Genomic DNA, 13,282 nt, shown 5'->3' with positions numbered 1-13,282 from the left:
GATTATTCGCTCAACTGCTTTCGCCAACCACAAGCGATGGAAAGCTGACGGAGCGCCGAAGCTGCCAATCTCCTCCCTTGAGGGGGAGATGTCCGGCAGGACAGAGGGGTGCTGTCCCTCCAACTTGAGGAGCCAACTCACTTCTCCCCATCCTGCTTGATGAAATGACCGAGCAGGTCCATCGGCACCGGAAACACGACCGTCGACGAGCGCTCACCGGCGATGTCATGGAGAGCCTCGAAATAGCGCAGCTGCATGGCCTGCGGCGTCTCGGACAGCATCTTGCCGGCCTCGACGAGTTTTGCCGCCGCCTGCTGCTCGCCGTCGGCATTGATCACTTTGGCACGCCGCAGCCGTTCGGCCTCGGCTTGCTTGGCGATGGCGCGGACCATGTTCTCGTTGAGGTCGACATGCTTGATCTCGACATCGGAAACCTTGATGCCCCAGGCATCGGTCCGCTGATCGAGAATCTCCTGGATATCGCTGTTGAGTTTGTCACGCTCGGCCAGCATTTCATCGAGCTCATGCTTGCCGAGCACCGAGCGCAAAGTGGTCTGTGCCAGCTGGTTGGTGGCGGTCATGAAGTCCTCGACCTGGATCACCGCCCGCTCGGCGTCGACGATACGAAAATACAGCACCGCGTTGACCTTCACCGAGACGTTGTCGCGCGAGATCACGTCCTGCGGCGGCACGTCCTGGACCACCACGCGCAGGTCGACCTTCACCATCTGCTGCACGAACGGGATGAGGATGATCAGGCCGGGGCCCTTGACCCCGGTGAAGCGGCCGAGCGTGAAGACCACGCCGCGCTGATATTCCCTCAGGATGCGAATGGCCGCGGACAGGAACATGACCACGACGAGCGCTGCTACCAGATAGGCCACATAACCGATGATCACTGCCTTGCTCCATCGCTTCCCGCATTGCGACGCCGTATCGTCAGAACGAGACCGCTGACGTCAGCCACCTCGACGCTGTCGCCCACTGCAATGGGTTCGTCGGCCTTTGCCCGCCAGCGCTCGCCCCGGGCAAGCACGTGGCCCTCGCTGCCCTCCCAATCGAGGACCTTGGCCGGCAGGCCTTGCATGGCCTGTGCGCCAACACGCGGAAGGTTCTTGCGGGCCGCCCACAGATAGCTGCCGGTCAACAGCGCCAGGCCGAGCGTCAGGACCGCGGCGGTGCCGATGACGGCCCACGACATCTCGAAGCCGGGCCCCTCGATCCTGAGCAGCATGGCGGAGCCCAGCAGAAACGCAGCCACGCCTCCCAGCCCAAGGACGACTGTGGGATTAAAGACCTCGACGACGAGGAAGATGATGCCAAGCAGCATCAAGGCAAGGCCGGCATAGCTGATCGGCAGGAGATTGAGCGCATAGAGCCCGAGCAGCAGGCAGATCGTGCCGACCACGCCGGGCGCGACCGCGCCCGGGCTGGTGAACTCGAAGACGAGGCCATAAACCCCGATCAGCATCAGGATCACGGCGATGTTCGGGTCGGTGATGACGGCGAGAAGCCGGAGGAGCCAGCCGGGCTCCAGCGTTTCAACCGGCAGCCCTTTGGTCGCCAACACCTCTTTCCTGCCGGCTATTTCCACCGTCCGGCCGTCAGCCAGCTGAAGCAGTTCGGTCGTGTCGCGGGCGACGAAGTCGACGACACGCTCCTGCAGCGCCGCGTTGGCCGATAGGCTGGCCGCCTCGCGCACCGCCTTTTCACCCCAATCGGCATTGCGCCCACGCAGTTCAGCCAGGCTGCGGATCAGGGCAACCGCGTCATTCGTCGCCTTGGCGATCATCGCATCGCCCGCCGGTGGGCTCTTCGGGTTCTTGCCGGCTTCCGGGCCATTGTTCTTGTCGTCGCCACCGGGAAAGGATGGCAGCGGCCCGCCCATCTCGATTGGCGTTGCCGCGCCCAGATTGGTGCCGGGCGCCATCGCCGCCACATGGGTTGCGTAGAGGATGTAGGTTCCGGCGCTCGCCGCATGCCCGCCGGCGGGCGCGACATAGCCGATGACGGGAACCGGCGAGGCGAGGATGTCGGCGATGATCTCACGCATGCTGGTGACCAACCCGCCGGGCGTGTCCATCTGCAGGATGAAAACCTTGGCGTTCCGCTCGGCGGCCACCGCCAGCGCTTCCTCGAACTGCATGGCGCTCGCCGGACCGATGGCGCCGTCTATCTCGATGCGCAGCGCAATCCTCTCTTGCCCGCTCGCCTCTCCGGTTGCGGAAGAAACCAACACAGCGGCTACAAAAGCCGCGGCAAGCAGGGCCACACGCGCGAGTTTCACGCTCAAAGCTCCCTATCAGGGATATGGGCCCGATTTTGCCGAAATCCATGCTGCGTCGCGCGCAGCGGCGCAATGGCGATTGGCAATCCCCTCCGCTGGGTGACGAGGCAATCGCATATCGGCAAGTGCCCCTCACCCGGATTGCCAACCGAATTGCGAAGGGCAATTCGGGGCAATCCGACCCTCTCTCCGAGGGGAGAGGAGATTGGCAGCGCCGGTGCTACCTCTTCTCCCCGGCGGGGAGAAAGGTGGCCGCGAAGCGGCCGGATGAGGGGGACCCCCATATGCGGGGGAGATCGGCAGCTTCAACCCTGTGCCTAACCCCATTGGCATGAAACGGGTGGTTTGCGTGCGCTGCTTCACCCATCTGATTGCAGAAGCCGATGAAGCCAGAGGAGGCAAAGCCATGACCATTCATTCGATAGGTTCGAAAGCAGCGGTCCGATCGGCGGAAGCGCGGGTCGCCGGATATGATTGGCAGGCATTGGCCGAGGAGATGAGCGGCTACGGCTGCGCCGTGATGGAAAAGCTGCTGACACCGCAGGAGTGCCGAGAGATCGCCGGGCTCTATCCCGACGAAAGCCATTTCCGCAGCCGTGTCCACATGGCGCGGCACGGCTTCGGCAAGGGCGAGTACCGCTATTTCCGCTACCCCTTGCCCGAGCTGATCGGCGGCTTGCGCACCGCGCTCTATCCGCGCCTTGCAGCGGTCGCCAACGAGTGGAACGAGCGCATGGGCATCGCCCAGCGTTACCCGGACGAACACGCCGCGATCCTTAAGCAATGCCACGAGCAGGGCCAGACGCGGCCGACGCCGCTTCTGCTGCAATACGTTGCCGGCGACTTCAACTGCCTGCATCAGGATCTCTACGGCGATCTTGCCTTCCCGCTGCAGGTGGCGATTCTGCTGTCCGAACCCGGCGAGGACTTCACCGGCGGCGAGTTCGTGCTGACCGAACAGCGCCCGCGCATGCAGAGCCGCGCCGAGGTGGTGCCGCTACGCCAGGGCGATGCAGTCGCTTTTGCGGTCCACAATCGCCCGGTCCAGGGCAGCAAAGGCAGCTACCGCGTCAATCTCAGGCACGGCGTCAGCCGGCTTCGCTCCGGCCTGCGCCACACCGTCGGCATTATCTTCCACGACGCGAAGTAAGGTGTCTTCGAGGGCCTGCGTAGAGGCGACGGGCGGCTTCCTGCTAAGGGGGTCGGGGCTGGTGGCGACCTTTGGTGGACATTCTGTAACGCTGATGATCGGCGACGCCATCGATGAGAGCGCTCCTCTCCCCGTCACTATACGGGGAGAGGATGCCGGCAGGCAGGTGAGGGGCGGCGCCAGCGTGAAATGATTGGCCTGTCCGTCCGGCGATGCCCGCTCTTGTCGGCCGCGAGAATACATGCGCCAACCGCTTTGGTCGCTTCGGCGTCTTCGCTCAGGCCTGAAACATCGCCAGCTCTTCTGCGGTGAGGTGGCGTGCCTTGCCCTTGGCAAGGTCGCCGAGCTGCAATGGGCCGATCGCCACCCGCACAAGGCGAAGCACTTCCATGTCATAGGCGCGGAGCAGGCGGCGAATATGGCGGTTGCGGCCCTCGTCGAGGGTGATTTCGAGCCATGCAGTGCTGGTGCCGCTGCGCAGGATGTCGATCGACCGCGCCGTCAAATCCTCGCCGTCGACCGTTGCGCCGGCGCGCAACTGCGCCAGCATGGCCTCGTCGGGCAGGGCGCCGATCTGCACGTGATAGATCTTGGCGACGTGCGAGGCGGGGTCGAGCAGGCGCTGCGCAAAGCGCGTGTCGTTGGTCATCAGGAGCAGGCCTTCGCTGGCCTTGTCGAGGCGGCCGACCGGCGACACGAAGGGCAGGTCGAGTTCTGCCAGGCAGTCATAGACGGTGCCGCGGTCCTGCGGGTCGTCGCGGGTGGTGACCAGGCCGCGCGGCTTGTTGATCATCAAGTAGACCTTGCGCTCGGCGACGACCCGGCTGCCGTCGACCTCGATGCGGTCACGGCCGGGATCGACGCGCATCGAGCCGTTGCGCACGACTTTGCCGGCGACCCGAACGCGCCCTTCGGCGACCAGCAGCTCCGCCTGCTTGCGCGAGCACAGGCCGAGCTTCGACAGCGCCCGGCAAAGGCTGACGCCCGCGGGTCTCACTCCGGGAGGACCGGCCCCGGCGCTGGGCGAGGGGCGTTGCCGGCCGACGTTCGGTCGTGGCGTCATCGGCGTGCGTGGTCGTTCCGGCAAGGTCAGGACTTTCCCGCCAGCCCATCTCCAGCCTTGGCGAGCGTTTCCATGCGGTCGCTAAGATGCTTTCTCAGGACGCGAACGGCCGCCTCGGCATCGCGGTGGCGGCAGGTTGTCAACAGGTCGCGGTGTTCCGCCTGCGAGCGGCTGCGATAGTTGACGTTGGACAAGAGAACGCGAACGTTGCGGTCGGCCGCATTATGGTGGGCTTCGATGAGGCCGAGCAGCCGGGCGCTGCCGCAGGCGCTGTAAAGCGCCAGGTGAAAGGCACGGTTCAGCGATCCCCAGCGGCCGACATTCGGCTCGGCATCGATCTGGTTGAGGACATAGCCGGCCTCGTCGAGCTCCTCGTTGCCGAGTTTCGGGACCGAGAGCCGAAGCGCTTCGCCTTCGAGCAGGGCGCGGACCGCAAAGATCTCCCTGATCTCGGCAGCGTCCATCCTGGCGACGCGCGCGCCCTCGGTCGGATGGATCGACACGATGCCTTCGCCTTCGAGCTGCCGAAGCGCGTCGCGGACCGGCATGCGGCTGAAGCCAAAGCGCTCGGCCAGATCGTCCTGGCGCAGCGGCGTGCCGGCCGCCAGGCTGCCCTCGGCAATCGATTCGCGCAGCACATTCGCAACTTGCTCCGCCACCGTCAGCGGCTTCTGCATCAAGCCGTCGCCAAGTCCGCGCAAACCATTCTCCCTGCTATCCTGCGGACCTTGCCTAACAGAAAGCAGCTAGGGCGGATATGTGGATTCTCGTATACGAGTATCCCAGGACGGGTGCCGGTGATGCGCGTCACGCCGCATGGGCCAGCCGGCCGGCGAGCCCTGCTGCGCGGCTTCGGTTCCGCTGCCATCCGCGTGTTTGAAAATTCCTGGCGCTCTACCGGACGGAACCCCGTGTCGGTAGCCGAGCGCCAGGAGATTTGCAGTCAGGAAAGCGGTCGCCTGCCTCGGACGCGCCGCTTCCCTCGCTCCGACGTGGTGCCTGGCTGATCGCCGAGGCACCACGATCGTCAATTCGACCTGGGGTCGTCCAGCGTCTCGACGACGAAAGACGCGGCAATCAGGTCGTCGGCATCGAGCCGCAGGGAGCCTTCACCTCCTCCCATGACGGCGGCGACCTTCTGAAAGGTTTTCATCTCGTGCCCGGTAATTCGGGCGCTTTGCATCCTGGCTTTGAGGTCAGCGACACGCAGCCCCAATGTGTGCGACGTTCCAATTTCACGGTTCGACATGACAATATGCTCCTCCCCAACCCATGCTTTTTGCCTCCCCGCCGGTATTCGCCGTCGCCTTGCCTAAATATAAGGCATCGCAAATACAGCGCCCCGAACGCGTGGTGCGAGGGAAGGTTCCAGCGCAACACGGTCACGAAATAATACGGGCCAGCCGGCCGATCCGGCAGGCTAACCGCAGGAGGGTGGCAGGCGCGGTGGATCGGTCACAAGCTGCACGCCGAACATTGCCGTCGCCGTCGAAGAAAACCTGCCGGTCTGCGAAGCGAAAAAGCTCACGGCAGCTCTGGAAGACGAGCTGTTCGAGCGCATGCCGGCGCTTGCGGCTGCCAATATCAGATTGGCGAGTGCGGATGCCGATCATGCTCACGGCGAACATGACAGGCACCAACGATCACATCGACCGACTCGTTTCCGTTGGCCTCAGCATCATCCACTTCCTCAAGGAGCACTGCCCGCAGGCTGCGGACGAACGCTGCCTTCGGCGATGGATGCGCCGGGCGCGCTCAGCGCTGTTGCAGCGGCGGCGATGCTATGCCGCAACCAGACGTGCCGAGGTTCGTCCTGGTGGCGCGCGTGCCAGAGAAGGCTCATGGTGAAGCTGCCGAGATCAAGCGGCGGGGGCAGCGAGACAAAACGTCCGCCCACCATCTGCGCCAGGCTCGACGGCAGCGTCATGATCAGGTCGGACTGGGCAGCGATTTCCACTGCTGCAAGGAAGCTCGGTACGCGCACGCTGACCCGTCGTCGGCGGCCCACACCAGCGAGCGCCACGTCGACGAACGCTGGTCCAACGCCGGTGACGCTCACCACGATATGACCCAATTCAAGAAATCGGTCGAGCGTAAGCTCATGGTTCGCTGCGGGATGCCCGGCGCGCATCAGCGTGACAAAGCGGTCTTGATAGAGGCCGCGCCGGCGGATGCCCGCGGGCGCATCGTCGATCACGCCGACGAGTGCGTCCACGGCGTCCTCCTCCAGTGCTTCGATCGCCGTTGCGCTGGGCGGCAGAATGTCCAGATCGAGCGCCGGCGCCTCGACGGTGAGACGAGCAAGCAGATGAGGCGCCAACGCGGCAGTCTCAAGATCCATCATCAGCAGCCGCACATGACCGGTTGCCGTTGCCGGGTCGAACGGATTCGCCCCCAGCATCGTAGCGATGTCCGCCAGGGTCCTGCGCAGCGCCGGCCGAATCTCGTCGGCGCGGGCAGTGAGCATGTAACCTGTCCGCCCTTCCACCAGAAGGGCATCCGCGAACAGCTTTCTTAGCCGCGACAGCGCACGGCTCACCGCCGGCTGGCTCATACTGAGACGGACGGCGGCCCGCGTGACGCTTCTTTCGTCAAGTAGCGCCTCGAGCACCACCAGCAGGTTCAGGTCGACGCGACGCAAATTCACTTCGTGCATGCCGGCTATATAATACATGCATTTGTCGCATGCATAGCCATTCCGTAATCTGGGTTCTCATCAATCGCGAACACCCGAGGAGAACAGATCATGCATGTGGTTTTTGGAGCAAATGGGCGGGCCGGCGGGGAAACGGCGCGTGCGCTGATGGCGAACGGTGAGCCCGTGCGCGTGGTCGTGCGCCGTCCGGAACAGGGCAAAGCGTGGGCGGCGCTCGGTGCCGAAGTCGCCCTCGCCAGCCTTGATAACGCAGAGCAGGTTTCCGCCGCTTTGAAGGGCGCCACGGCGGCGTTTCTCTTCAACCCCCCGCCCGTCGCCGGCGATCCGTTTGGACAGACAGCGGAGATCGGCGCAGCACTTGCCCAGGCGGTCCGCCGCGCCGATCTGTCCAGGAGCGTTATCCTATCGTCGATTGGCGCGCAGCATGAGACGGGCACCGGGGTCATTGCCACCTTGCATCAGGTCGAGGCGATGCTAGCCGGCACCGCGCCCGCCACGGCCTTTCTGCGCTCGGGCTATTTTGTCGAAACCTGGTCGGAAGTCGCTGAGGCTTGCGTTTCGGAAGGCGTGCTCCCGTCGTTTCTGGAACCCGACCGGAAAATTCCCATGGTCAGCACGACCGATGTCGGGCGCGCCGCCGCCCGGCTGATGTCCCAGAACTGGGCTGGAACGCGCATCGTGGAACTGGCCGGGCCCGAAGACTGGAGCGCCAGCGATGTGGCGGCTGCCTTTGCGAAGGTTCTCGGCCGTCCGGTCGAGCCAGTGCTCGTGCCGCCGGAGCAGCGCGAAGCGGTCCTGGCCGAGGCGGGGCTCTCCGCGGAGGGTACCGCCGCCCTGCTCGGCATGTACGAAGGCATTGCAAACGGCCGCTTCACGCGCCAGGCCGGAACCGAACATTGGCGTGGCACGACATCGCTGACAGCCGCGGTCGAGCGTATCGTGACGAAGCTGCGCGCTGCCGCTTAACCATTCATGCGAACCTTGTGATGGCAGGAGGACTTCCGGCCCCGGCCGACTCGCACTGTCACAGTTGCAGGAACCCGACCGTCGCATCGTGATCGGGCACCCGCGGCGCAGGCCGGAACGGGGTCATGACGCTCACACTCGGCCCCTCGAACCTGGCAAGCATTCGGTAGGTCGCCGGCCGGGTGTTCGACGAAATCGCAGCAGCTCGATCCAGCGCCAGCCGCCGTCGCCCATCTTCTCGTTGGCCGCGACCTGGCAGGCGAAATGCCCGGTCTAGGATGCCCTGGCGCGGTCCTGGTGGAGTAACGGCAACTGGTACGAGCATTGATCGGTTCTCCTCTCCCTTGATGGCTGCCGCGCAGCCGCCCACAGGCAAGAACGACGCGGGCGGCCGAAAAGAATTATGCTGAGCCGAGAATCTTTTCGGTAACTCCGGTCGTCTTCTGCTGAGACCAACCAATCAGGAGACGAACCATGGCCTACAAACTCATTCGCTACAGCGTGAAAGACACCGGGCTGGAAGAGAACCGCGCGCTGGTGGCAAAGGTGTTCGAGGCGCTGGACGAGACGGCGCCGCAGAGCGTGCGCTATCTGGTGCTCGAACTGGACGACGGCGAGTTCATCCACGTCGTCGGCGAGGGAAATGAACCATCCGCGTTGACCGGGCTTGCGGCCTTCGAGGCGTTCACGCAGAACCATGCGGAGCGACGTTCGACCCCGGTCAAGCGATCGCCTGCCAAAATCATCGGCAACTACCATGTGCTTGAGGACGGCAAAGCCGGATAGAGCGCCCGCGCCAGGGCCGAAAGAACGCCATGATCTCACGGAAATTCGATCGGCCGGCGCTGGAGGCGATGCTCGCCGAGCTACACCCCAAACTGCACCGCTACTGCGCCCGCATGGCCGGCTCGGTGATCGACGGCGAGGACATCGTGCAGGAGACGCTGCTGAAGGCGCTGCAGGCGGTCGACGGCAGCATGGCGGTCGAGCGGCCCGAGCAGTGGCTGTTTCGCATCGCCCATAATGCCGCGCAGGACCATCTGCGCCGGCGCCATCGGGAAAGGTCGCGCATGACCGAGACCGACATGACCACCATCGAGGATCCTTCCGGCAGCGCCGACAGCAGGATCGCCGCGGCGACCGGCCTGCGCAGCTTCATGCAGCTTTCGGTGGCGCAGCGCAGCGCCGTGATCCTGGTCGACGTGCTCGGCCTTTCCCTGCACGAGACCTGCGAGGTGACCGGCGCCACGCTCGCCGCCACCAAGGCGGCGCTGCATCGCGGGCGGGCACAGCTGCGCGTGCTGGCAGCCGAGCCCGAACACGTCGCCGCGCCTAAGCTCGGCGCCGATGACGAGCGGCGGCTGCGCCGCTATGTCGATCTGTTCAACGCGCGCGACTTCGACGCCGTCAGGGTGCTGATCGCCGAGGATATCCAACTCGAACTCGTCAGCCGCCTCCGCCTGCGCGGCAAGGCCGAAGTGTCGACCTATTTCGGCAATTACGACCGCATCAGCGACTGGGCGCTGTCGCTGGGCTTCGTCGATGGAAGGCCGGCGATCCTGATCCGCAACCCGCAGGAGCCGGGCGGCGCCGTGCGCGGCTTCATGCTGGTCGAATGGCAGGACGAGCGGGTCGTCCAGATCCGCGATTTCCGCTACGCACCCTGGTGCCTGGTCGATGCGGAGATCAGCATCGTGGACGGGTGAGGGATCTACGACCCACACCTGTCCGCTCGATATGGAGTCGGTGCCAGCTTTCGGATCAAGCAGCCTTCACTCCCGGATGACCCGAACGTAATTGCCACATAGAGCGGTTCCGGTTCTCTTGGAACCGGTAACTCGCTCTAACTATATGTTTTGCGGCATTTATGCCGACGCCAAATGATCCCATTTGGCTGCAAAATGCTCTAGTCGACACGCACGCGGCGCGTCACCTGGCCATTGCTTTCCCAGTATGTGTGTTTCTTGGCAATCAAGGGATCGTCCATTGCCGGTTGGATTTGTCCCGTGGTGCTAACCGCGCGCGAGGTCACCGTGTGTTCTCCAGGAACGGGATTTGCCCAATCCAGGGACCAAATCTTCCAGGCGTGCTCGGCCTCCTCACTGTGGTCGATGGTCGCTGGTGCCCAAGGCCCTTGATCGATTTGCACTTCGACCCGCTCGATCGGCGCCCCCCAGGCTGCCCCAATGATGCGGTAGTCCGAACCTTTCCGGGTAACCTTCGCAGGCGCGGACTTTATCAGCGCTCGGCCAACCGAGGTCTCGGTCCACACGGTCTCGCCGTTGTGCTCTTCCTCCCGGATGGTGACATAGTCCCGGGCCATCAGAAGGCTCATGAACCGCGTGTCGCGAACCTCGATGCGCTCCAGCCACTTGACGTTGGCGATCCCGTACCAGCCGGGAGCAATCAGCCGCAGCGGAAAACCATTGGCCGCCGGCAAGGCGGCTCCGTTCATTTCATAGCAGAGGAGATTGTCGGGGTTCATCGCGTCGGCGAGCGACATGCTGCGAGCGAAGTTCTGCTGCATCTTGACGTCGCGTATCGGGACCTCGCCTTTGTCAGTACCGAAAAAGACAACCTCGATGCCCTTCTCCAGAACGCCGGCCTCCTCGAGGATCGGGGCGAGCGGCGTCCCAGCCCAGCGCGCATTGCCGATGCCGCCAGTGAAAAAGGGAAACCCGTGGTTGCCCGAGCATTCCACTGTGAAAACGACCTCCTGCCGCGGTCGCGCCCTGATGTCGGCGAGCGTCAATTTTAAAGGCTTCTTCACCAGGCCTCCGATCTCCATCGACCATGTCTTCTCGTTGATCGTTGGTCGATTGAAATGCGAGATGCTGAAGAACTTGTCGTTTGGAGTTATCCAGCTATCCAAATCCTCCCAGACAAGCTGCTTCTGGATACCGACCGGATCGGGATTTTCGGTCGGCTGATCCAGCCACGGAATAACTTCCTCGCTCGGCCGTGTTGGAAAAGCGTAAGCCCGACGCGAGGTATAAAGAGCAGCAATTGCGGCGAGAGCCGCGCTTCCTTGAACAAGGAGTTCTCTGCGCTGAAAATCAGGCATGTTGTTTACCTCCCAATTGATCCGGAACGGGCTGCAACGTGCCTTAGGCCGTAGCCTGATCACGGATAGGCGACACAATGTGAGGTCTGCCGACCCGGAAGTATCCGGACAGGTCAGACAATCACCCGACGCAAGTCAAGCATGTGAAGCATTGGACGAAACACCAGCTCGCGTTTCGCACGCTAAGAGTGCGCCTTTGAGAAGGACGTGTCCACAACCTTGACGGGACATGATGATGATTGCAGCATTCGAGACCGATTTTTCCAGTCCTGCCAAAATCGTTTGCTGCTCGAGTTGCTATCGGAAACGACCAGGGTCGTTTCCGGACTTTCGCGGGTGCGGTCGAAAAGGCCCGCTCCGACCGCATTTCTGCCGTTCCGATGTCGGCCTTACGATCTCCAAAGCGCACGTTCACCCATTATCCAGCGAGAAGGCGGGATGGGCTGCCGTCTTCCATGGCGCGACAGGATGGCGGTGCGGCCGGCGCAGGTGTATGTTGATGGTCTAATATTTCGATATCAGGGAGGACAGCATGACGTCTTGGGAAATCAAGGGACGCGAACTCGTCAATTGTACCTGCGAATATGGCTGCAACTGTCAATTCAATGCGCTGCCCGACAAAGGCCATTGCCATGCGGTGGCGGGCATCCAGATCGACGAAGGTCATCATGGCGAGACCGCTCTCGACGGCCTTCGGATCGCCGCGATCTTCAAATGGCCTGGCGCGATCCACGAAGGCAATGGCGAAGCCATCGCCTTCGTCGACGAGAATGCAACCGACCGGCAGCGTCAAGCGCTGCTGCGCATCATGACCGGCCAGGACACCGACCCGTTCGCGACGATGTTCGCCGTCTACGCCTCAACCGTAACAAAAATGAATGAGCCGGTTTTCACGAAGATCGATCTCGACCTCGATATCGACGGCCGCAGGGGCCGCATCTTCGTCAAGGACTACATCGAAACCGTCGGCGAACCGATCCGCAACAAGGTGACGGGCGCGGACTCGCGCGCTCAGATCGTGTTGCCGAACGGCTTCGAATATGCAGTCGCCGAGATCGGCAGCGCTTCGAGCACAACCAGCGGGCCGGTTCAGGTGAACATGAAGGACAGTTACGGCCAGTTCGCCCGGCTGCATCTCAACAATCACGGGGTGGTGCGGGCCTGAGGCGCTACATGGACGGCGGGTCGCCACTCGAACGGCTGCTCAGACGCGACCGCGTCATCACGATTGCGGGCGTGGTGGCGCTGTGCCTGCTGGCCTGGCTTTATATCGTCGCGGGTGCAGGGCTCGGCATGAATGCGTGGGAGATGACGAGGCTCGCGCTATTCCCCCACCAGCAAACTGCCGACCTGACCTCCGATATGTCTGGCATGGATATGTCTGGGATGGATATGCCCGGCATGGACATGAGCGCGATGGCCATGGCAGCCGAACCGCGGGCCTGGGGGCCGGCGATCTGGGCGCTGATGATCGCCATGTGGTGGGTCATGATGGTTGCCATGATGTCTCCGAGTGCGGCGCCGACTATCCTGATCTATGCGCGCGTGCATCGCCATGCGCTCGCTCAGGGTCAGATCCAGGACAAGCTCGCGCCCACCGGCGTATTTATGGCAGGCTACCTCCTGGTTTGGCTGGGGTTTGCCGTCGTGGCCACCGCGTTGCATTGGCTGCTCGAACGCGAGGCTTTCGTTTCCGCGACGATGATGAGTTCGCAGAGCCGCTGGCTTTCCGGCATCGTCCTGATCGCCGCGGGCCTGTATCAGCTCTCGCCGCTCAAGAACGCCTGCCTGTCGCAATGCCGGGCACCGACCGCGTTCCTTGCCCGACATTGGCGTCCCCACGCAGTTGGCGCGCTGCGTTTGGGCGCGTTGCACGGGGCGTTTTGTGTCGGATGCTGCTGGATGCTGATGGCGTTGTTGTTCGTGGGCGGCATCATGAATCTGGTGTGGGTTGCCGGGCTCGCTATTCTGGTGCTGGCTGAAAAGCTGTTTCCTGCCGGCCAGTGGGTTGGCCGGGCAGCCGGCATCGCCCTGATCGCCTGGGGCAGCGCAACGCTTTTGGTCTGACGACCAGGGCCGCCTATGTCGGCATTCAA

General features: G+C 63.5%; 14 protein-coding genes. 6 read left to right on the top strand and 8 right to left on the bottom strand.

The window, feature by feature from the left end:
- Positions 1-137: 137 nt before the first annotated feature.
- Entirely contained in the window at positions 138-899 is a 762-nt protein-coding gene (locus CIT31_RS26230) for a slipin family protein (protein ID WP_065008625.1), read from the bottom strand.
- On the bottom strand, positions 896-2,287 hold the full coding sequence (locus CIT31_RS26225; RefSeq protein WP_095521019.1) for an NfeD family protein: 1,392 nt from the start codon (positions 2,285-2,287) through the stop codon (positions 896-898). Before CIT31_RS26225 ends, CIT31_RS26230 begins: the two co-directional genes overlap by 4 nt.
- Positions 2,288-2,693: 406 nt before the next feature.
- Here CIT31_RS26225 and CIT31_RS26220 point away from each other — a divergent pair, with 406 nt between their 5' ends.
- Entirely contained in the window at positions 2,694-3,437 is a 744-nt protein-coding gene (locus CIT31_RS26220; protein WP_095521018.1) for a 2OG-Fe(II) oxygenase, read from the top strand.
- A gap of 277 nt (positions 3,438-3,714) precedes the next feature.
- Here CIT31_RS26220 and CIT31_RS26210 read toward each other — a convergent pair whose 3' ends face one another.
- The 5 genes from CIT31_RS26210 to CIT31_RS26190 form a co-directional block, all read right to left on the bottom strand.
- Complete coding sequence (locus tag CIT31_RS26210; protein ID WP_165778562.1) at positions 3,715-4,500, bottom strand: pseudouridine synthase; 786 nt, start codon at positions 4,498-4,500, stop codon at positions 3,715-3,717.
- Positions 4,501-4,526: 26 nt separating this feature from the next.
- Positions 4,527-5,177, bottom strand: coding sequence for a GntR family transcriptional regulator (locus CIT31_RS26205; protein WP_095521017.1), 651 nt, complete (start codon positions 5,175-5,177; stop codon positions 4,527-4,529).
- 350 nt (positions 5,178-5,527) lie between these two features.
- On the bottom strand, positions 5,528-5,749 hold the full coding sequence (locus CIT31_RS26200; protein WP_095520963.1) for a hypothetical protein: 222 nt from the start codon (positions 5,747-5,749) through the stop codon (positions 5,528-5,530).
- Positions 5,750-5,882: 133 nt separating this feature from the next.
- A complete protein-coding gene (locus tag CIT31_RS26195) occupies positions 5,883-6,128 on the bottom strand; it encodes a hypothetical protein (RefSeq protein WP_095520962.1) in 246 nt (81 codons plus the stop codon).
- A 62-nt stretch (positions 6,129-6,190) separates the two neighbouring features.
- A complete protein-coding gene (locus CIT31_RS26190; RefSeq protein WP_095521016.1) occupies positions 6,191-7,156 on the bottom strand; it encodes a LysR family transcriptional regulator in 966 nt (321 codons plus the stop codon).
- Between the two features lie 90 nt (positions 7,157-7,246).
- On the opposite strand from CIT31_RS26190, the gene CIT31_RS26185 reads away from it, so the two are divergent.
- From CIT31_RS26185 to CIT31_RS26175, 3 genes are all read left to right on the top strand, one after another.
- Positions 7,247-8,122, top strand: a complete 876-nt coding sequence (locus tag CIT31_RS26185; RefSeq protein ID WP_095520961.1) for an NmrA family NAD(P)-binding protein — start codon at positions 7,247-7,249, stop codon at positions 8,120-8,122.
- A gap of 474 nt (positions 8,123-8,596) precedes the next feature.
- Positions 8,597-8,908 (top strand): hypothetical protein, encoded by a 312-nt coding sequence (locus CIT31_RS26180; RefSeq protein WP_065008630.1) that lies wholly within the window; start codon positions 8,597-8,599, stop codon positions 8,906-8,908.
- A 29-nt stretch (positions 8,909-8,937) separates the two neighbouring features.
- On the top strand, positions 8,938-9,828 hold the full coding sequence (locus CIT31_RS26175; protein WP_095520960.1) for a sigma-70 family RNA polymerase sigma factor: 891 nt from the start codon (positions 8,938-8,940) through the stop codon (positions 9,826-9,828).
- A 200-nt stretch (positions 9,829-10,028) separates the two neighbouring features.
- On the opposite strand, the gene CIT31_RS26170 is transcribed toward CIT31_RS26175, so the two are convergent.
- Positions 10,029-11,186, bottom strand: coding sequence for a sulfite oxidase (locus tag CIT31_RS26170; protein ID WP_095520959.1), 1,158 nt, complete (start codon positions 11,184-11,186; stop codon positions 10,029-10,031).
- A gap of 532 nt (positions 11,187-11,718) precedes the next feature.
- On the opposite strand from CIT31_RS26170, the gene CIT31_RS26165 reads away from it, so the two are divergent.
- A complete protein-coding gene (locus tag CIT31_RS26165; protein ID WP_029351172.1) occupies positions 11,719-12,351 on the top strand; it encodes a DUF1326 domain-containing protein in 633 nt (210 codons plus the stop codon).
- Positions 12,352-12,359: 8 nt separating this feature from the next.
- Positions 12,360-13,253, top strand: a complete 894-nt coding sequence (locus CIT31_RS26160; RefSeq protein WP_095520958.1) for a DUF2182 domain-containing protein — start codon at positions 12,360-12,362, stop codon at positions 13,251-13,253.
- The last annotated feature ends 29 nt before the right edge of the window (positions 13,254-13,282 follow it).

This window comes from Mesorhizobium wenxiniae (assembly GCF_002284535.1).
GTDB classification, from domain to species: Bacteria; Pseudomonadota; Alphaproteobacteria; order Rhizobiales; family Rhizobiaceae; genus Mesorhizobium; species Mesorhizobium wenxiniae.
Note: the sequence above shows the minus strand (reverse complement) of the source record. Positions and strands in the feature narration are given on the sequence as shown.

Coding starts and splice junctions, on each gene's coding strand:
- CIT31_RS26185 (WP_095520961.1), top strand. CDS start 7,247: ATGCATGTGGTTTTTGGAGCAAATGGGCGGGCCGGCGGGGAAACGGCG.
- CIT31_RS26170 (WP_095520959.1), bottom strand. CDS start 11,186: ATGCCTGATTTTCAGCGCAGAGAACTCCTTGTTCAAGGAAGCGCGGCT.
- CIT31_RS26160 (WP_095520958.1), top strand. CDS start 12,360: ATGGACGGCGGGTCGCCACTCGAACGGCTGCTCAGACGCGACCGCGTC.
- CIT31_RS26200 (WP_095520963.1), bottom strand. CDS start 5,749: ATGTCGAACCGTGAAATTGGAACGTCGCACACATTGGGGCTGCGTGTC.
- CIT31_RS26180 (WP_065008630.1), top strand. CDS start 8,597: ATGGCCTACAAACTCATTCGCTACAGCGTGAAAGACACCGGGCTGGAA.
- CIT31_RS26220 (WP_095521018.1), top strand. CDS start 2,694: ATGACCATTCATTCGATAGGTTCGAAAGCAGCGGTCCGATCGGCGGAA.
- CIT31_RS26210 (WP_165778562.1), bottom strand. CDS start 4,500: ATGACGCCACGACCGAACGTCGGCCGGCAACGCCCCTCGCCCAGCGCC.
- CIT31_RS26190 (WP_095521016.1), bottom strand. CDS start 7,156: ATGCACGAAGTGAATTTGCGTCGCGTCGACCTGAACCTGCTGGTGGTG.
- CIT31_RS26195 (WP_095520962.1), bottom strand. CDS start 6,128: ATGTTCGCCGTGAGCATGATCGGCATCCGCACTCGCCAATCTGATATT.
- CIT31_RS26175 (WP_095520960.1), top strand. CDS start 8,938: ATGATCTCACGGAAATTCGATCGGCCGGCGCTGGAGGCGATGCTCGCC.
- CIT31_RS26165 (WP_029351172.1), top strand. CDS start 11,719: ATGACGTCTTGGGAAATCAAGGGACGCGAACTCGTCAATTGTACCTGC.
- CIT31_RS26205 (WP_095521017.1), bottom strand. CDS start 5,177: ATGCAGAAGCCGCTGACGGTGGCGGAGCAAGTTGCGAATGTGCTGCGC.